The organism is Shewanella sp. FeAMO (assembly GCF_053653955.1).
On sequence record NZ_CM132201.1, the window covers coordinates 3,515,322 to 3,534,859 of the forward strand.

15 protein-coding genes are annotated in these 19,538 nt (G+C 51.1%); 6 read left to right on the forward strand and 9 right to left on the reverse strand.

Translation table 11 applies throughout. From position 1 onward, the window contains the following. Positions 1 to 129: 129 nt before the first annotated feature. The 6 genes from ispH to murJ form a co-directional block, all read right to left on the reverse strand. Complete coding sequence (gene ispH, locus ACWAU4_RS15785; protein WP_025011913.1) at positions 130 to 1,083, reverse strand: 4-hydroxy-3-methylbut-2-enyl diphosphate reductase; 954 nt, start codon at positions 1,081 to 1,083, stop codon at positions 130 to 132. Between the two features lies 1 nt (position 1,084). Next, positions 1,085 to 1,507: an FKBP-type peptidyl-prolyl cis-trans isomerase gene (gene fkpB, locus ACWAU4_RS15790; RefSeq protein WP_025887209.1), complete on the reverse strand. Its 423-nt coding sequence runs from the start codon at positions 1,505 to 1,507 to the stop codon at positions 1,085 to 1,087. Positions 1,508 to 1,512: 5 nt separating this feature from the next. After that, positions 1,513 to 2,028, reverse strand: coding sequence for a signal peptidase II (lspA, locus tag ACWAU4_RS15795; RefSeq protein ID WP_025011911.1), 516 nt, complete (start codon positions 2,026 to 2,028; stop codon positions 1,513 to 1,515). A gap of 11 nt (positions 2,029 to 2,039) precedes the next feature. Beyond that, positions 2,040 to 4,865 carry an isoleucine--tRNA ligase gene (gene ileS, locus ACWAU4_RS15800; protein WP_208124969.1) on the reverse strand — a complete coding sequence of 942 codons (2,826 nt, stop codon included), beginning with the start codon at positions 4,863 to 4,865 and terminating at the stop codon, positions 2,040 to 2,042. 32 nt (positions 4,866 to 4,897) lie between these two features. Then, positions 4,898 to 5,833: a bifunctional riboflavin kinase/FAD synthetase gene (gene ribF, locus ACWAU4_RS15805; protein ID WP_028779808.1), complete on the reverse strand. Its 936-nt coding sequence runs from the start codon at positions 5,831 to 5,833 to the stop codon at positions 4,898 to 4,900. 65 nt (positions 5,834 to 5,898) lie between these two features. Further along, positions 5,899 to 7,458, reverse strand: a complete 1,560-nt coding sequence (gene murJ / locus ACWAU4_RS15810) for a murein biosynthesis integral membrane protein MurJ (RefSeq protein ID WP_101059508.1) — start codon at positions 7,456 to 7,458, stop codon at positions 5,899 to 5,901. 255 nt (positions 7,459 to 7,713) lie between these two features. On the opposite strand from murJ, the gene rpsT reads away from it, so the two are divergent. Further along, complete coding sequence (gene rpsT / locus ACWAU4_RS15815) at positions 7,714 to 7,980, forward strand: 30S ribosomal protein S20 (protein WP_025011908.1); 267 nt, start codon at positions 7,714 to 7,716, stop codon at positions 7,978 to 7,980. 63 nt (positions 7,981 to 8,043) lie between these two features. Here rpsT and ACWAU4_RS15820 read toward each other — a convergent pair whose 3' ends face one another. Then, positions 8,044 to 8,340: an ArsR/SmtB family transcription factor gene (locus ACWAU4_RS15820; protein WP_025011907.1), complete on the reverse strand. Its 297-nt coding sequence runs from the start codon at positions 8,338 to 8,340 to the stop codon at positions 8,044 to 8,046. Positions 8,341 to 8,475: 135 nt separating this feature from the next. Here ACWAU4_RS15820 and ACWAU4_RS15825 point away from each other — a divergent pair, with 135 nt between their 5' ends. Beyond that, a complete protein-coding gene (locus tag ACWAU4_RS15825) occupies positions 8,476 to 9,879 on the forward strand; it encodes a M28 family metallopeptidase (protein WP_208124970.1) in 1,404 nt (467 codons plus the stop codon). 74 nt (positions 9,880 to 9,953) lie between these two features. Here ACWAU4_RS15825 and yaaA read toward each other — a convergent pair whose 3' ends face one another. Both yaaA and ACWAU4_RS15835 read right to left on the reverse strand, forming a co-directional pair. Further along, entirely contained in the window at positions 9,954 to 10,730 is a 777-nt protein-coding gene (gene yaaA / locus ACWAU4_RS15830) for a peroxide stress protein YaaA (protein ID WP_025887206.1), read from the reverse strand. Positions 10,731 to 10,841: 111 nt separating this feature from the next. After that, entirely contained in the window at positions 10,842 to 12,341 is a 1,500-nt protein-coding gene (locus tag ACWAU4_RS15835; RefSeq protein WP_208124971.1) for an alanine/glycine:cation symporter family protein, read from the reverse strand. Positions 12,342 to 12,766: 425 nt separating this feature from the next. Here ACWAU4_RS15835 and ACWAU4_RS15840 point away from each other — a divergent pair, with 425 nt between their 5' ends. From ACWAU4_RS15840 to pgi, 4 genes are all read left to right on the forward strand, one after another. Beyond that, positions 12,767 to 15,133, forward strand: a complete 2,367-nt coding sequence (locus ACWAU4_RS15840) for a phosphoketolase family protein (RefSeq protein WP_045283541.1) — start codon at positions 12,767 to 12,769, stop codon at positions 15,131 to 15,133. A gap of 288 nt (positions 15,134 to 15,421) precedes the next feature. Then, positions 15,422 to 16,522 (forward strand): OmpA family protein, encoded by a 1,101-nt coding sequence (locus tag ACWAU4_RS15845; protein WP_025010588.1) that lies wholly within the window; start codon positions 15,422 to 15,424, stop codon positions 16,520 to 16,522. 242 nt (positions 16,523 to 16,764) lie between these two features. Next, on the forward strand, positions 16,765 to 17,718 hold the full coding sequence (gene tal / locus ACWAU4_RS15850) for a transaldolase (protein WP_144191141.1): 954 nt from the start codon (positions 16,765 to 16,767) through the stop codon (positions 17,716 to 17,718). Between the two features lie 38 nt (positions 17,719 to 17,756). Further along, complete coding sequence (gene pgi, locus ACWAU4_RS15855; RefSeq protein ID WP_208124972.1) at positions 17,757 to 19,394, forward strand: glucose-6-phosphate isomerase; 1,638 nt, start codon at positions 17,757 to 17,759, stop codon at positions 19,392 to 19,394. Positions 19,395 to 19,538 lie beyond the last annotated feature (144 nt).

Genomic DNA, 19,538 nt, shown 5'->3' on the forward strand with positions numbered 1-19,538 from the left:
CTCCAGTAACAAAGAACGCTAATAAATTCAAGCCTTATAAGAGGTATTTTTTCCATAAAAAAAAGAGGCTTAGATAGCCTCTTCTTAAAATGCTTTTCACTTATATAAGCGCAATAAATCCGCGGCTTCTTACCTTAGCTCCACCGGAACGGCAAACACGGTATCTTCCTTGCGCCCTTCCACTTCGGTCACCACACTTGGCGCCAGTTTGGCTATGGCCTCAACCACCTGCTGCACCAACACCTCAGGAGCAGAAGCCCCGGCAGTAACGGCAACCTTGCTGACGCCATCAAACCAATCCCGCTCAACATCATCGGCGTTATCCACTAAATAGGCCTGAGTGCCAGACTTGAGCGCCAGTTCGCGCAGTCTGTTGGAGTTGGAGCTGTTTTTGGAGCCAACCACTATCAACAAGTCCACATCCTGGGCCATCTTACGTACCGCATCCTGGCGGTTTTGAGTCGCGTAGCAGATATCGTCTTTACGAGGACCTTCAATCGAAGGGAACCGCTTCTGCAGCGCAGCAATAATATCCAGGGTATCATCCACCGACAGCGTGGTTTGGGTGACAAAGCAGAGATTGTCTGGCTCTTTCACCTGCAATGCATCCACGTCGGCCGGAGACTCAATGAGATAGACTCCCCCTTCAGGGTTATCGTACTGCCCCATGGTGCCTTCCACTTCGGGATGACCGGCATGACCGATAAGAATGCACTCAATTCCCTTACGACTGGCGCGGGTCACCTGCAGATGCACCTTGGTCACCAGAGGACAAGTGGCATCAAACACCTTAAGACCGCGACGCTTGGCCTCATTGCGCACCGCCTGTGACACCCCATGGGCACTGAAAATCACTATGCTGTTGTCGGGTACCTGATCCAGTTCGTCGACAAAAATCGCCCCGCGCTGCTTGAGATCTTCAACCACATAACGGTTATGCACCACTTCATGGCGCACATAGATAGGCGGGGAAAAGAGTTCCAGCGCCCGCTCGACTATACTGATGGCCCGGTCGACACCGGCACAGAAGCCTCTGGGATTGGCCAGCAATATGTTAAGACCGGTAGATTTTGCTACTGACATATCAAAGCTCCTGCAATACTTCCAGTTCAAATGTCACCTGGTGGCCCGCCAGCGGATGGTTCAGATCCACTGTGACAGAATCACCGGCTATCTCCCTGACAATTCCGGGTATTTCACTGCCGCCAGGGCCGGCGAAACTGACGATAACGCCGGGTTCCAGCGTCATATCTGCCGGGAATCGGCTGCGATCCAAGTGATGAATGGCATCGGGATTGGACTCGCCGAAAGCATCGGCAGGGGCCAAGGTAAAGCTGTGATTGTCGCCGGTTTTCAGCTTAAGAAGCTCAGCCTCAAACGCCGGGCTCAGGCTGCCGTCACCGATATTGAGCCGGGCGGGTTTACCGGAGGCTTTGGTGCTGTCGGCGGTCGAGCCGTCTTCCAGCAGTATATTCAGGTGACACAAGAGGGATTTCACATCAGACATCTGTGTTACTCCTTGGCTTCATTCTGCTTGGCTGCGGCCTTGTCACCGCCGAAAAATGAATCCCAGATGATCAGGACTGCGCCAACACAGATAGCCGAGTCAGCGATATTGAATGCCGGGTAGTGACTGGTTTTCCAGTAGAAATCGAGGAAGTCCACCACAAAACCGTGCATCAGGCGATCGACAAGATTTCCCAGGGCGCCGCCTATTACCAGGGTGTAAGCCAGGTTGAGGCGCCACAATCCGGCCGATTGCCGTCTGAGCCAAACGGTCAGCAACACACTGAAACCGACAGCGACGGCGGTAAATAACCAACGCTGCCAACCGCCGGCATCGCTGAGGAAGCTGAAGGCGGCGCCGTAGTTGCGCACATAGGTTAGATTAAAGAAAGGCAACAGCTGCACCGATTCATACAGCTTGAAGTTACCCAATACCCACTGTTTGGACAGCTGGTCAGCCAAAAAGGCCAACACAGCCACCCAATACCAGCGCAGGCCACTTTGTTTCCAGTCTGCGGGCATGTTTATTATCCTCAGGCGAACAGGCGCTGTTCACCTTCTCCTTCGATATTGGTCACACAGCGGCCACACAGCAGTGGATGCTCGGCGATCTGGCCAACGTCTTCTCTGTGGTGCCAGCAGCGGTCACACTTGGCCGCTTCGGACTTGGCGACGCTGAGCTTAAGTGATGCCAGCTCAGTTTCACGGGCATCGGCAGGCGCATCGCCAAGCGGCTTAACCACGGCTTTGGAGGTCAGCAGCACAAAGCGCAGCTCGTCACCCAGTTTGGCCAGAGCTTCGGTCAGCGCCGCATCGGCAAACAGAGTTACCTCGGCTTCCAGCGCGCCGCCGATTAGTTTATCGCGGCGGCCCTGTTCCAGAGCCTTGTTGACTTCATCACGAACCTGCAGCAACTGAGCCCAGTATTCATCACTCAGATCTGAGTCCAGCTGTACGGCCTTGAGGCCCTGGAACCATTCCTGAGTAAACACATAGGCGTCGCGCTTACCCGGCAGCAACTGCCAGATTTCATCGGCAGTGAAGCTGAGGATAGGGGCAACCCAACGCACCATGGCTTCGGCAATCAGATACAGAGCCGACTGACAACTGCGACGGGCGTGACCATCACGCTTGGCGGTGTACTGCCTGTCCTTGATGATATCCAGATAGAAGCTGCCCAATTCAACCGAGCAGAATTGCATCAGCTTCTGGGTCACTATGTGGAAGTTGTAAGCATCATAGGCTTCCAACAACTCTTCCTGCAGCTTGGCGGCGCGGCGCACCACCCAGCGATCCAGCGCCACCATGTCTTCGATGGCGATCATGTCTGTCTCTGGCTCAAAACCGCTCAGGTTGGCCAGCAGGAAGCGGGCTGTGTTACGGATACGGCGATAAGCATCGGCGCTACGGTTGAGGATCTCATCGGATACCGTCATTTCACCGCTGTAGTCGGTAGAAGCCACCCACAGACGCAGAATATCGGCGCCCAGTTTGTTGGTTACCTGCTGTGGTGCAATCACATTGCCGATAGACTTGGACATCTTGCGGCCCTTGCCATCCACGGTAAAGCCGTGGGTCAATACCTGCTTGTAAGGTGCCTTGCCGTTCATGGCGGTTGAAATCATCAGTGATGACATAAACCAACCACGGTGCTGATCAGAGCCTTCCAGATAGAGGTCAATTCCCTGCCCCTGGAATTCAGGGCGGGCGGCAACCACTGAGGAGAAGGTAGAACCTGAGTCATACCAAACATCCAGAGTGTCGGTCACCTTGCGGTACTGTGCTGCATCTTCACCCAGGAGCTCAGACTCGTCCAGATCCCACCAGGCTTGAATGCCCTGCTGCTCAATGCGATGAGCAACACGCTCCATCAAGGCCACGCTATCTGGATGCAGCTCTTCGGTTTCCTTGTGAACAAACAGAGTGATAGGCACGCCCCAGGTACGCTGGCGCGAGATACACCAGTCAGGACGATTCTCGACCATCTTCTCAATCCGGCTCTGTCCCCAATCAGGGATCCACTGGGTTTGCTCGATTTCACCCATGGCTTGAGCACGCAGTCCTTTGTTATCCATGGAGATAAACCACTGCGGTGTGGCGCGGAAAATAATAGGAGTCTTGTGGCGCCAGCAGTGTGGATAGCTGTGACGATAGGCTTCACGGTGCAGCAAGACATCTTTTTCCTGCAGCAGCGCCACAATTTCATCATTGGCCTTGAACACGTGTTTGCCGGCAAACAGCGGGGTATCCGCCTTGTAAACGCCGTTATCACCCACAGGATTAGCCACTTCCAGACCGTACTTCTGGCCAACCACAAAGTCGTCCTGACCGTGTCCAGGTGCTGTGTGTACCACACCGGTACCGGATTCGGTGGTCACATGATCGCCAAGAATCGCCGGCACACTGAAATCATAGAAAGGGTGCTGGAACTGCATCAACTCAAGCTCGGCACCTTTGGCACGACCAAGGATCTGATGGCTCTTGACGCCATAACGAGTGATACAGCTTTCCACCAGGGCTTCCGCCAGAATAACAGCTTGCTTGGCGCCGTCTTCAGACTCAATCTCCACCAGCACATAGTCCAAATCCGGGCTCAGAGACAGCGCGCGGTTGGCAGGTAAGGTCCAGGGAGTGGTAGTCCAGATAACCATGGAAACTGGCGCTTGATACTCAGTAACCCCGAAAACGGCCAAAACTTTAGTCTTGTCCACAGCGGTAAAAGCCACGTCTATAGCCGGTGAAGTCTTGTCTTCATATTCCACTTCGGCTTCGGCCAGGGCAGAACCACAGTCGGTACACCAATGCACCGGCTTAACCCCTTTGTGCAGGTGGCCGTTGTCAATCACTTTGGCCAATGAGCGAATGATGTTGGCCTCAGTGCTGAAATCCATGGTCAGGTAAGGTTTAAACCAGTCACCGAGCACGCCGAGACGGATAAAGTCATTGCGCTGGCCATCCACCTGTTTGGCGGCATACTTACGGCACTCGTCACGAAACTCGGCAGCAGAGATTTTCTGCCCTGGCTTACCGACTTTCTGTTCTACCTTAAGTTCAATCGGCAGACCATGGCAGTCCCAACCTGGCACGTAAGGCGCATCAAATCCTGACAAGGTCTTGGACTTGATAATAATATCTTTGAGGATCTTGTTAACTGAGTGACCAATATGAATATCGCCATTCGCATATGGAGGGCCATCGTGCAGAATGAACAGCTTGCGGCCAATACGGCTATCACGGATCTGTTGGTACAGATTCTCCTCGGTCCAGCGTTTCAACATCTCTGGCTCGCGATTTGCCAAATTACCACGCATCGGAAACTCGGTTTCCGGCAAATTCAAAGTTGATTTATAGTCGCTCATTGATCCTATACCATTAATTTAGCTAAGAGAGCTCAGCCTGCTTCATTGCTGAGTAAGGCGCGAGCCTCATCAGCGTCATTCATTATTTGTTTCTTAAGTGCCTCAAGGGACTCGAACGGTTTCTCGTCACGGATCTTGGCCACTAATTCCACTTCTACTTTACGCCCGTAAAGGTCACCTTCAAAGTCAAACAGGTGCACTTCCAACTGGCAGTTTTGTCCCTGAACCGTGGGGCGAAAACCCACATTGGCAACACCATCGTATTGCTCACTGCCATCCCACCAGAGCCTGACCGCAAATACGCCCCTCACAGGAACCACCTTGCGCTTCATGGCGATATTGGCAGTGGGAAACCCCAGCGTCCGGCCCAGCTTTTTCCCATGGGCCACCTTACCACTGAGAGTATAGGGATGTCCCAATAAACGTCTGGCCTGCTCAAGATTGCCCTTGGCCAGCGCATCTCTGACCATGGTGGAACTGACCCTGTGATCGCCAACCAAAAAGCTTTGGGTACTGACTACCGCAAAACCGTGCTGTTCACCAGCAGAGCGAAGCAGCTCAAAATTGCCCTGACGAGCCCGTCCAAAACAGAAATCGTCACCGACTACCAGATACTTGACCCCAAGTTTACGCACCAGCAGCTCTTCGACAAACTCCTTGGCCGGCACTTGGGCAAACTTTTGATTGAAATTGACACACACAAGCCTGTCTATTCCAAGTTCAGCAAGCAGTTTGACCTTGTCGCGAAGCAGGCTCAACCGCGCAGGGGCATCCTGGCCGCGAAACAGTTCCTGCGGTTGCGGCTCAAATGTCATCAGGGTGGCCGGTAAACCAAAGTGACGTGCCTTCTTGACCAGATTGGCTATCACTTCGGCATGGCCCCTGTGCACACCATCGAAGTTACCTATGGTGAGCACACAACCGCGATGGGCCGGCAATATATTGTGTATTCCGCGAATCAGTTCCATGAAATCAACGACCGCTTAAACGTAAATTGGCGGATTATATAACAGCTCGGCAGCAGAATCAGCCCTCAGTTCCGGGCTTTGAGCCGCCATGGACGGATCCCAAGCAGCACCAGTGCAATAAAATACCCCAGAGCGCCGCCTAAGATCAGGGCAAACAGATGGCTGATTCGCTCAACAAACGACCAGCCAAGCCATTGCGCCTGCTCTGGAGAAAAGTAGAGCAATAGGGCCACCATCACGACAGTAGCAAGTAATGCCTTGATAAAAAAGATGATTGTTTGTTTGCTGACTCGATAAACACCGGCCAGATGCAAACCGCGATATAACAGGGAAGCGTTGAGTAAAGCAGACAGAGAAGTGGCGATCGCCAGCCCCACATATCCAAATGGCACGGCAAAAATAATATTGAAACCCATGTTGCTAACCATAGCAATGATGCCATAACGCACAGGTGTCTTGGTGTCCTGACGGGCATAATATCCGGGCGCCAGTACCTTGATCAGCATAAAACTCAACAAACCTGTGCCGTAGGCCACCAGAGAATAGGAAGCCATTTCCACGTCACTGATGCTAAAGGCGCCACGCATAAAAAGCACCATCAACATCGGCTGAGCCAATACAATCAGCCCCATCATGGCCGGTAAACCCAGCAGCATAATGGCACGAATCCCCCAATCCATGGTGCGACCAAAGCCCTCACCCTCGGCATTGACATGGTTTTTGGATAGAGCAGGTAAAATAACAGTGGCGATGGCAATACCAAATAATCCCAGCGGAAACTCCAACAAACGGTCTGAATAATAGAGCCAACTGATAGAACCTGTGACCAGGAAACTGGCAATAAAGGTATCCAGCATCAGGTTAATTTGCGACACAGATACCCCAAACAGTGCCGGGATCATCAGAGTACGGATTTTGACCACTCCCGGATGATTCCAGCCCCATGAGGGCCGGACCAGGGCTTTTTCCTGCAGCAGAAAAGGAATTTGAAACAAAAACTGAATCACACCACCGAAGAATACCCCCCAGGCCAAACCTATTTCAGGCTTATCCAGGGTGGGGCTCAACCATAGGGCAGCGGCGATAATGGCAACATTGAGAAATACCGGGGTAAAGGCTGAAACGGCAAAGCGGCCCCGGGTATTGAGAATCGAGCCGGCCAAGGCGGTGAAAGTGATAAACCATAGATAGGGAAAGGTGATCTTCAGCATTAACGAGGCCAGTTCAAACTTGGCACCGTCAGGCTCGTCATTGACCCAGGCCATAAACCAGCCGGCTCCGAACAAAGCGGTCAATATTGGCGAAGCCAGAACCCCTATCAGGGTCACGACTGTTACCAATAACCCCAAGGTACCGGCAACCTTTGATAATAAGAGTTTGACCTCTTCGCTGGACTCTTTCTCCTGATACTGAGTCAATACAGGTACAAAAGCCTGAGCAAAGGCACCTTCAGCAAACAAGCGCCGCAAAAAGTTAGGGATCTTGTTGGCAAAAAAGAACACATCGGCACTGCTGCCCGCGCCCATCAAGTTGGCGACTACCACATCCCGTACTAATCCCAGCACACGAGAAATCAAGGTCATGACGCTGACAATGGCGCCGGACCGTACCAATTTTTTGCTCAAATATTCCCCCAGAAGACTCAAGCCGCCATAAACGGCGACAAGTCTCAAAAATTCCACTTAAGCTCTGTCACATGCCAGCAATTGCTGGTAGAATTGCGCCACATCTTACACGAGTTGGGTTGAGGATAGCCAAATCAGGTTGGATTAATTTATCTTTATGATGGATATTCAATCATTGTCATTGACAAAGTGGCGAAAACCGGGCATTCTCCTCGGCCTTTAAAAGTATCAAATCCAGTTTTTAGGAGTTGCACCTTGGCTAATAGCAAGACTGCAAAGAAGCGCGCGCTTCAATCAGAAAAGCGTCGTCAACACAACGCTAGCCGTCGCTCTATGTTGCGTACCTACGTGAAAAAAGTTATCGCTGCTATCAAAGCTGGCGATCACAAAGCGGCTACTGAAGCTTTCGCTGTTGCACAACCCATTCTTGACCGTATGGCAACCAAAGGCCTGATCCACAAGAACAAGGCTGCCCGTCATAAGGCTCGTCTGAACGCTCGTATCAAAGCACTGGCTGCTTAATTCGATACCAGCATAAAAAAAACCGGCATTTGCCGGTTTTTTTATATCTGAAATTCAATAACATCAATGACAATAGATGTTATTCAACAGCTTGATGATTTCGCGCACTTCTTCACTCTTGAGCGAATAGTACACTGTCTGGGCTTCTTTGCGGGTTGCCACCAGATTGTCTTTCCGCAACCAAGCCAGATGCTGAGACAAAGCCGACTGACTCAATCCCAGTTTCTTGTTCATTTCCCCAACGCACATCTCTCCCTCACTCAGGAGATAGCACAGAATAAATAAACGCCTCTCATTGGCCAGCGCCTTCAATAATACGACGGCATGGTCCGCTCGCTGCTGCATCAACTCAATATTCATGACGAGCCTATTCTCCTAATACAAACTCCGTCCCTAATATAGCCTTGCCTTACGGAGATAGTCGGGACATAAAGCACACTTTTTGTTAGATTGTTTTCAAAAATGGGACATACCTAATAAAAACAAAGGAAACACATGAAAAACTATCGAACCGCCCTGTTACTCCCACTGTTGATTTCTTCACTTATTGGTTGTCAATCCCCCTCTCCTTCCAATACAAATCAACTGCTTGCTGAATCATTGCAGCAAAAAGCCCTAGATTCTGACCTCGGCTTTCAAATTGTGGAATCTTTAACAGTGGAAGTCGGCCCTCGCCTGGCCGGTAGCCCAAAAGACGCCATGGCGGTTGCCTGGGCGGAGAAAAAGCTACAGTCACTGGGTTTTGACCGTGTCTATAAGGAAGCGGTGGAAGTCCCAGTGTGGGAGCGCGGTGAAGCCAGCGCCAGCATAGTGGCCCCCTTCCAACAGCCTCTGGTCATCACGGCCTTAGGCGGCAGCGTTGCCACCCCGGCAGAGGGCATTACGGCCAAGATAGTCCGCTTTGACAGCCTGGCTGCACTTAAAGAAGCCAATCCTGATGATGTTGCCGGGAAAATTGTCTTTATCGATCAGAAAACCGAGCGCCACAAGACAGGTAAAGGTTACGGCAAGAGCGTAGGTGGCCGCTCAAGAGGCGCCATAGAGGCGGCGCGTAAAGGAGCCTTGGCAATAGTTATCCGTTCGATAGGTACAGATCATGACCGTATGGCTCACACAGGTACCATGCGCTATGAAGAAGGCTTGAAGCGGATCCCGGCTGCGGCCATGTCGGCGCCGGATGCCGATCTTGTCAATGCCATGCTCAAGCGCTCTGCAGATATAACTCTCACGTTAAAGATGTCACCCGAGAACAAGGGCAGCGCCATTTCCTATAACGTCATCGCCGAAGTCACCGGCAGCAGCAAGCCAGATGAAATCGTGCTGATAGGGGCTCATCTGGACTCCTGGGATGAAGGTACAGGGGCCATAGATGACGGTGCCGGAGTCGCGATTGTCACTGCGGCCGGGAAGCTTATCCAGGATTTACCTGTAAAACCTGCACGCACAGTACGTGTCGTGCTTTATGCGGCCGAAGAGATAGGCTTGGTTGGTGGTAAGGCTTATGCCAAAGCCCACGCTGCAGAGCTGGATAAACACTATATCGCCGCCGAATCCGATTTCGGGGCTGGCCCTATCTACCGCATTGACTTTCAGGTCAATGACCAAGTGCTGCCCAAACTACAGCAACTGACCCAGGTGATGCAGCGAAACGGCGTTGCCGCCGGTGACAACAGCGCCTATGGTGGCCCGGATGTTTCCATGCTGCCGGCCAGTGGCGTGCCTGTCGCCTCCCTGCGCCAGGATGGTACCGATTACTTCGACTACCACCATACCCCCAACGATACCCTGGACAAGATAGCTCCTAAGGCGCTGGCACAAAACATTGCGGCCTATGCCCAGTTCGCCTATTTGATGGCACAGTCTGAACTGGAACTGCGGCCACTGCCTGCCAAACAGTAAATCACTGCCGCCTTCTATATAGAAAGCCGTTCAATAATGAACGGCTTTCTTATCTTTATATACAGGAAACACTATCAGCTCTGTTCTTCCCGCAGGAACACTGGATTATCAGTGCTGGACTCGGCTTCACTGTAATAATAGCCGGCGCTGTTGAATGCCCTTAACCGCTCCAGACTCTGTTCCTCTTGCTCCAATAGGTAACGAGCCATCATGCCTCTGGCCTTCTTGGCATAGAAGCTTATCACCTTGTACTGACCTTTTTTGCAGTCCTTGAACACAGGCGTAATGATACGCCCGTCAACCTGCTTGGTTTTAACCGCCTTGAAGTACTCGTTGGACGCCAAATTCACTACAATATCATCCCCTTGCTGAGCCAATGCCTGATTAATGGCATCTGTGATGATATCCCCCCAGAAGGCGTACAGGTTATTGCCCCTGGGATTGGCCAAGGAGGTGCCCATTTCCAGCCGATAGGCTTGCATCAAGTCCAGAGGCCTCAAGAGGCCATAGAGACCTGACAAAATACGCAGATGCTGCTGAGCCCGAGCAACTGTTTCCGGGGCAAGGCTGTCAGCATCCAGACCTGTGTATACGTCACCACGGAAGGCATAGAGTGCCTGTTTGGCATTCTCCGGGGTGAAATCAGGTTGCCACTCGGCGAATCTGGCAGCATTCAAGCCGGCAATTTTGTCACTGACTTTCATCAAAGAAGCAATATTGGCTGGAGTCAGATCCCGACAAACCTGAATAAGCTCGCTGCTGTGCTCAAGAAACTGTGGCAGGCTGTATTCAGATACCGCCGCAGGGTTGTCATAATCCAGGGTCTTGGCCGGTGAAACCAAAATCAGCATATTCACTCCGTCTTATTCATATAGATTTACCTATGATACTGGCAGGAAATAAAAAAACCACGCACTGATGGCGTGGTTTTTTCGATGGCCCCAATCTGGGGCCGGATTCAGTTACAGGCCTTTGTCACTGCGAACCACAGGTTCACCGGTCCAGATACCCTCTTCGATATGGCCTTCAAGCTCTGGGAATTGGCTCTTGTCAAACACAGGCTCTTTGCCTTCGCTCAACTTATCACGGTAGTCGTTGATCACCCGCATGGCAACACCGGAAAGCAATACCAAGGCGATGATATTGACAGTGGCCATCAACCCCATGGACAAGTCTGCCATATCCCACACCAGCTGGATCTTGGCAACAGCGCCAAACATCACCATGCCGAGTACACACAAGCGGAACAGGGGCAGTACCTTGCGGCTGTTATTGGAAAGGAACAGCACATTGGTTTCAGCGTAAGAGTAGTTGGCGATAATGGAAGTGAAACAGAATAGCAAGATGGCAAAGGCCACAAACAGGCCGCCCCAATCACCAACATGGTTGGTCAAAGCAGCTATGGTCAGTTGAATCCCCTTGTCTCCCTCGCTGACGTTGACACTGCTGAGATCACCGGCCAGCAATATGATGGCAGCAGTAGCACTACAGATAACGATAGTGTCCATAAACACACCTATCATCTGTACAAAACCTTGAGATGCTGGATGGTTAGGCGTTGGCGACGCGCTGGCAGCCACATTGGCGGCACTACCCATACCGGCCTCGTTGGAGAACAGACCGCGGGCAACCCCGGACTGCATCGCCTGAGCCACAGTATAAGCGACTCCCCCTGCGGCCGCTTCCTGCCAGCCGAAGGCACTGTTGACTATCAGTTCAATAATGGTCGGCAGTTGCTCAATATTCATGCCGACAACGACCATGGCGATCAGGATATAGGCAAAAGCCATAATAGGCACAACCACCTCGGAGACCCGCGCAACCTTACGCAGCCCCCCCATGATCACCACACTGCTGGCCAGCACCAGGAAAATACCTATCCAATAACTGGCTTTTACATCAAACCAGTAGGCCTCTTTTACATCAAACACGATCTCCAGAGCACCGGCTATGGTATTGGACTGCACCGCATTAAATACCAAGCCGAAGGCGATGATCAGAAACACGGAGAAAAGAATCCCCATCCAGCGTTGTCCCAGTCCCCGTTCCATATAATAGGAGGGACCACCACGAAACTGGCCATCTTTATCTTTTACTTTATAGATCTGAGCCAGAGTCGACTCAATCATAGCCGTGGCCATACCCAGAAGGGCAATGAGCCACATCCAGAATACGGCTCCAGGGCCACCAGCCCCTATGGCAACCGCCACACCGGCCATATTACCGGCCCCGACCCTGGCGGCCATGCTGGTGCAAAACACCTGAAATGAAGACAAACCACTTTCACAGCCCTGTCTACTGGTTGCCATCACCTTGGCAGAATGCCCCAGGTGAGTAAGCTGAATGAACAACAACCTCAGGGTAAAGTACAGGCCGGCCCCCACCAGGGCATAAACCAATAGTTTTCCCCAAAGAAGAGAGTTCAAAAAACCGACTATGGTTTCGATAGTTTCTATTATCATAATTGTAAGCTTTCCCGTGGCAAACCTGGCCCATCACTGACTGGATGACGCCAAATTTGTGGTTAAGATTCCTTCCTGAATGAAAAAGGATAAGCATCGGCCAGTTTCTTTTCGAATTATCCTACATACACTAAGGTATGCTGGCCGCGCTTGAGGGCGGAGAAAATAGCATAGGATGCTAAAATTCTCGCGTGATCAAGATCACACTTAATCACTCATGTGACAGTAAATTCACCATAAAAACACCAGAACAAGCTAGTGTTATAACCTAAATAACAAGGGCATCACAGAGACTTTCGAAAAAAGCCACCGGCTAAACAAACTTTCAAAACTTGGATGCGGGACACATTTTTGTAATAAAACTACAAATATAGTACCTACAAGATAATCTGATTCACTTTTAGCTAGCTCAAGCGAGGCACGATATGACCCAAAAGCAAGAGATAGGTGCACTGAAGAAATTTGTCCGGGCCACTAACTTCCTGGCAACCTCACAGATTTACCTCAAGCACAATGTATTGTACAAACGCCCGTTGCAACACAGTGATATTAAGCCAAGGCTCTTGGGTCACTGGGGAACCTGTCCGGGGATCAACTTTGTCTACGCCAACGTGAACAGATTGATTACCAAGCACAAGCGCCCATTCCTCTACCTGGTCGGCCCAGGTCACGGTTTCCCAGCTGTACAGGCTAACCTCTTCCTTGAAGGCTCTCTCAGCCACTTCTATCCAGAAACCATTCCGTACAACGAAACCGGTATTGAAGATATCTGTCGCAAGTTCTCCGCGGCTTACGGCTATCCTTCGCATGCCAACCCCGAAGCTCCCGGACAAATTCTTGAAGGGGGTGAGCTGGGCTACTCCTTGTCTGTCGCTTGGGGCGCTGTTCTGGATAATCCTGACTTGATTGCCGCTGTACTCGTTGGTGACGGCGAATCTGAAACCGGTCCACTGGCTGCTTCCTGGTATGCCAACCGTCTGGTTTCTCCTGCCACCAACGGTGCCATACTGCCAATAGTGCATATTAATGGTTACAAGATTTCCGGCCCAACCCGTATGGGACGCATGAGCCACGAAGAGCTGGAACTTGAATTCAGAGGCCTGGGTTATCACCCCATCATAGTGGACAGCGAGCAGGAAGAAGATGTCTACCTGCAGATGACCAAAGCGATGGATACGGCTTATGAGATGATCAACGACATCCAGAAACGTGCCCGCAACGGCGAAGATGTGGTCAAGCCACGTTGGCCGGTGATACTGATGCGCACCGCCAAAGGCTGGACCGGCGTTCCCGAATACGATGGCAAAAAACTCGAAGGCAACTGCGAGTCTCACCAGGTAATTGTCAATAAGTGTGCCACCGACAAAGGTCATCTGGCCGCATTGGATGGCTGGCTCGACAGTTACAAGTTCTCTGAACTTTACTCTATCAATGAGCAGAACCAGATTGTCTTCGACAAAGACATCCAGTCACTGCTGCCCCCTGCAGAACTCTGCTGTGGCCGTCAAAAGATGAGCTATGGTGGTGAAGTGGTGCGCGCCCTCAGCAATCCGGATCTGGAAAAACTGGCCTATGGCCCCGAAGTCCCAAGAGGTCATCGTGGTTATTCCATGCTGAAAATGGGTCAGTGGATGCGCGAAGCCTTCCGCCTCAATAAAGATCAGCGCAACCTGCGGATCTTTAGCCCTGACGAAACTTACTCCAACCAGCTGCAAGCCGTATTCGAAGCGACAGATCGCGCCTGGCAATGGCCGATTGAAAGCTGGGATGAAGATATGAGCCGCGATGGTCGGGTCATGGAGCTGTTGTCTGAAAACCTGCTGTTCGGCATGATGCACGGCTACACAGTTACCGGCCGTCACGCCATGTTCCCTACCTATGAGTCTTTCTCTCAGGTAGTGTCTTCCATGGCCGACCAATACTGTAAGTATGTCTATGCCAGCCAAGGGGTTCACTTCCGTAAGCCGCTGCCGGCTTGCAACGTGGTGCTTTCCTCTCTGCTGGAACGTCAGGATCACAACGGTTACTCTCACCAGAACCCTTCTTTCCTGGGCGCCATGCTTGAGAAACATCCGAAGATTATCTCGGCTTATCTGCCTGCGGATGCCAACACCACTCTGGTTTACACAGAACGCGCTTTCGCCGACCGCGACAAACTGAACATTCTGGTCGCCGGTAAGAAAGAGCTGCCTCAATGGCTGAGCCTTGATGAAGCCCGTAAACAGGCCAAAGACGGTGTAATGGTCTGGGACTTTGCCTCTGATGAAAACCCTGATGTCGTCCTGGCTGGCTGTGGTGACTATGTCACTCAGGAGTGTATGGCGGCATTGGTATTAATTCGTGAACTCCTGCCAAGAGTGCGTATCCGCTTTGTCAGCGTCACTGAATTACACAGCAGTGGTCTGGGTAGCCTCAAGTTCCAGGAAAAACCTTGGTTGATGGATGAGATATTCACCGAAAATAAAGGTGTGGTATTTAACTATCACGGTTATCCAAACACCATCAAAAAACTGATCTTCGATTACAAAGGTAGTCACAGATTCAGAATTAAAGGTTATGAAGAGGAAGGTTCAACCACCACACCATTTGATATGGGTGTTCGTAACGGTACTTCCCGTTATCACCTGGTAATAGACATGGCTTACAAACTATTCCAGCAAGGTGTTATCGATGAAACCCGCCACGTTGCGATTACCACAGATATGTTACAACGCTTGGTTGATCATAGAAATTATATCAAGGCCAATGGTGTGGATCCTGAGTATATCGAGAACTGGATTTGGACCCGTTAAGCTGAACCTTAGCTAAACAATAGACAAATAATTTAGTTATAAAATTGTTTGCCAAAAATAAAAAAAGCGCCTTCAAACAGGCGCTTTTTCTTTATTTTAAATTGTTAAGCAAAGCCCAAGAGCAAATCTTGAACAATAAATTTATTGGTCGATAAGTGGAAAATTGCTTTTTTTCAATGGATAATTGACCCAGCTAGCTAAAACACTAAAGGAAATCCCACATTAAGTGCTAGTCATGTTTCCTATACGGGACATCTGGGTAATTGAATAGCAATGGACTTGGAGAACATGATGAATAAGACATTTAAAGTATTGTTGCTCGCATCTATGATGCCTTTTGCAGCATCTGCAGCAGACGAGCTCAGCCCATGGTATGTGGGTGCGGGCCTCGGTGTAAATAACTACGAACCTAACTGCGATCAGAAAACCATGAAAACCTGTGGTGAAGACGATCCATATGCATGGGACGTGTTTGCAGGTTACCTGTTCAACGATTACTTTGGTGTAGAACTGGGTTATCGTGACCTGGGTCGTGCCGAATGGACCGACTATGCCAACAAGCTCAATGACGTAGGTGCCAAGGGCGCCACTCTGGGCCTGGTGGCTTTCTGGCCTTTCGCCGACAAATGGAGCCTGTCTGCTGAAGCCGGTGCCATGAACTACCACATTTCCAACAACAGACAATGGGGTAGCGAGTACTACAGTGACAGCGGTGTTGCACCTTACTTCGGTGCCGGTATCGGTTACAACATCACAGAGAACCTGAAACTGGCCGCCAAGTATCGTCGTTATGAAAACCTCGACGAAGAAAAGTGGAACACTCTGGCAATGGAAAGCAACTACTGGGGTCTTGAACTGAGCTACCGTTTCGGCAGCACTTCAAAGCCTGCTCCAGTAGCACCAGTGGTCATAGAGCCAGTTGACAGCGACAACGACGGTGTCAACGACGATATGGACCAGTGTCCAAACACACCAGCTAACCACAAGGTAGACGCCAACGGTTGCTCTATCTATGTTGAGAAGCTGGAGAAGCTGGAAGTTAAGGCTGAGTTCGATAACAACTCATCTGTACTGAAAGCCGACTCTATGGCTGAAATCCAGAAAGTCGCTGACTTCATGAACAAGTACCCTAAAGCCGATCTGGAAATCGCCGGCCACGCATCACTGCCTGGTAAAGCCGATTACAACCAGTGGCTGTCTCAGAAACGTGCCGACGCAGTTGCCAAAGTACTGGTTGACCAGTATGGCATCGATGCCAGCCGTATCAACGCCAAGGGCTACGGTGAAAGCCAGCCGCTGATGCAGGGTTCTTCTGCTGAAGCCAACAAGGTTAACCGCCGTATTGAAGCTCACATGAGCTTTAAAGAAAAAGAAGCTCTGCTGAAGTAAGCTGAACTTCTTCTGGAAAAGTCGCTGCCCTGCAGCGACTTTTTTGTTTTCAGCCTTTGTGTCATTAGAATTCCCCCGGTTATGGGAGTACACTTCCTTTAACCGAAAACGGCCCTCATTGACAATTTCTCACCATTTTTGTAATTTTTTTTCAATCCTGGTTGGAAACGAGGGCAAAATCGCTTTTAATAGCGTCATGCAATCCCCGCGTAAACGGCCGCAATCTGAGAAGGATGTTTTTCATGGCAAACACACTCACGCAACTCAAATCCGTTACAACCATAGTTGCTGATACCGGCGACATCGAGGCGATCAAGCTCTATCATCCGCAAGATGCCACCACCAACCCATCACTGATCCTTAAAGCCTCTCAGATCCCTGAGTATGCCCCACTGATCGATGATGCTATTTCCTGGGCCAAATCTCAGAGCCAGGATCCGCAGCAACAACTGGAAGACGCCGCAGACAAGCTGGCGGTCAACATAGGGGTAGAAATTCTCAAGCTGGTACCAGGGCGTATTTCAACCGAAGTAGATGCCCGCCTGTCATTCGATAAAGCCGGCTCCATCGCCAAGGCCTATAAGCTGGTTAAGCTCTATGAAGCAGCCGGTATCGATAAGTCACGCATTCTGATCAAACTGGCTTCCACCTGGGAAGGCATCTGTGCCGCCAAAGAGCTGGAGCAAAACGGTATCAACTGCAACCTGACACTCTTGTTCAGTTTCGCCCAGGCCAGAGCCTGCGCCGAAGCCGGAGTTTACCTGATCTCGCCCTTCGTCGGCCGTATTCTCGACTGGTACAAGAAGAACACCGGCAAGGACTATAGCGCCAGTGAAGATCCAGGCGTGGTCTCAGTAACCCAGATCTACAACTACTATAAACAGCATGGTTATCAGACAGTGGTTATGGGTGCCAGCTTCCGTAACACAGGTGAAATCATTGAGCTCGCCGGCTGTGATCGCCTGACTATAGGCCCATCTTTGCTGGAAGAACTGGCCAACTCAGACACCCAAATAGTGACCAAGCTGCAACCTGCCACTGAAACCCAAGAACCACCCAAGCCGTTGACCGAGGCTGAGTTCCGCTGGGAGTTCAACGAAGATCCCATGGCAGTGGAAAAACTGGCTGAAGGTATCCGTAACTTTGCCATAGATCAGGGCAAACTCGAGACCATGCTCAAGGTTAAACTGAGCTAAACAAGGTCTGTGCTGAAATTGAAGATCAGGGACAACTCATGACACATTTGACTCAATCCGCTAGCTGGCAGGCGCTTAAGGCGATGAGTGCAGACCTGCCTCACATGCGTGAACTCTTTGCCGAAAACGCGCAGCGCTTTGAACAGCTGTCGCTCAAAGACTGTGGACTGCTGTTGGATTACTCCAAGAACCGCCTCACTGATGCCGTGCTACAGGAGCTGCTCAAACTCGCCCGTGAAGCCGGACTTGAGCAAAAAATAGCGGCTATGTTTGCCGGCGAAGCAATCAATACTACGGAGCAGCGTGCCGTGTTGCACACAGCTCTGAGAGCGCCGGCCGATGAGGATATTCGCGTCGATGGCGTCAATGTAGTCCCTGAAGTTCAGCAAACCCTGGCGCAAATGGAGGCTTTTGTCGAGGCGCTTTATTCAGGTCAGTGGCGCGGCTATACCGGCAAGAAGATCACAGATCTTGTCTCCATCGGAATTGGCGGTTCCTTCCTCGGCCCCAAGATTATCTCCGAGGCCCTGCGTCCCTATTGGAACGGTAAGCTACAGTGTCACTTCGTCGCCAATGTCGACGGCACGGCCATCAGTGAAAAACTGAAGAAGCTGGATCCTGAAACCACCCTGTTCCTGATGTCGTCAAAATCCTTTGGCACTCAGGAAACCCTGACCAACACCCTCAGCGCCAAAGAGTGGTTCCTGGCCAAAGGCGGTTCACAGCAAGATATTAGCAAGCACTTTGCGGCAATTACCTCCAATGTCGCCAAGGCAACGGCGTTTGGCATAGATGAAGACAACATCTTCCCCATGTGGGATTGGGTTGGCGGGCGCTATTCTCTCTGGTCGGCCATAGGTTTGCCCATAGCCGCCCTGATAGGCATGGATAACTTCAAGGCACTGTTGGCCGGCGCCAGAGCAATGGATGTACATTTCGCATCCAGACCTCTTGAGCAGAATATGCCGGTGATCATGGGCCTGCTCTCTGTATGGTACAACAATTTCTTCAATGCCCAGTCCCACGTGGTGTTGACCTATGATCACTACCTCAGAGGGCTTCCGGCCTATTTCCAGCAGCTGGATATGGAGAGTAACGGCAAGTCCGCCACTCTGGACGGCAATTCAGTGGATTACAGCACAGGGCCGGTTATTTGGGGCGGAGAAGGCACCAATGGCCAACACGCCTACCACCAGCTGTTGCACCAAGGTACGGCATTGATCCCGGCAGACTTTATCCTGCCGCTGCAAAGCCATAATCCTATCGGTGAGCATCACGCTCAGCTGGCATCCAACTGTTTTGGTCAGACCCAGGCGCTGATGCAAGGACGAACCTTCGATGAAGCCTTGGCCGAACTGGCCGACAGCCCACTCTCAGAGGCTGAGAAACAGCTTATTGCCAAACATAAGGTCATGGAAGGCAACAAGCCGAGCAATACCCTGTTGATGGACAAGCTGACCCCAATAACCCTGGGCGCCTTGATTGCTCTTTACGAACACAGAACCCTGGTTCAGGGCGCTATCTGGGATATCAACTCATTCGATCAATGGGGAGTTGAGCTGGGTAAAACGCTGGGGAATGAAGTGCTGTCGCGTATCGGCGCAGAGCAAAACAGCCAGGATCTGGATGCTTCCAGCAATGCCCTGATCAACCTCTTCAGACAAGGAAAAATCTAGCCCGTTAACCTTGTAAATCAACAGATACCAGCCAGCTCCACTGGCTGGTATTTTTTTGCCCGCCATCTTGTCTATACGCCATCATCAAAGCATCACTCAAGTTTAACAAAATAGAAACATTCTTCTTGCACCCTGTTTGCCAAG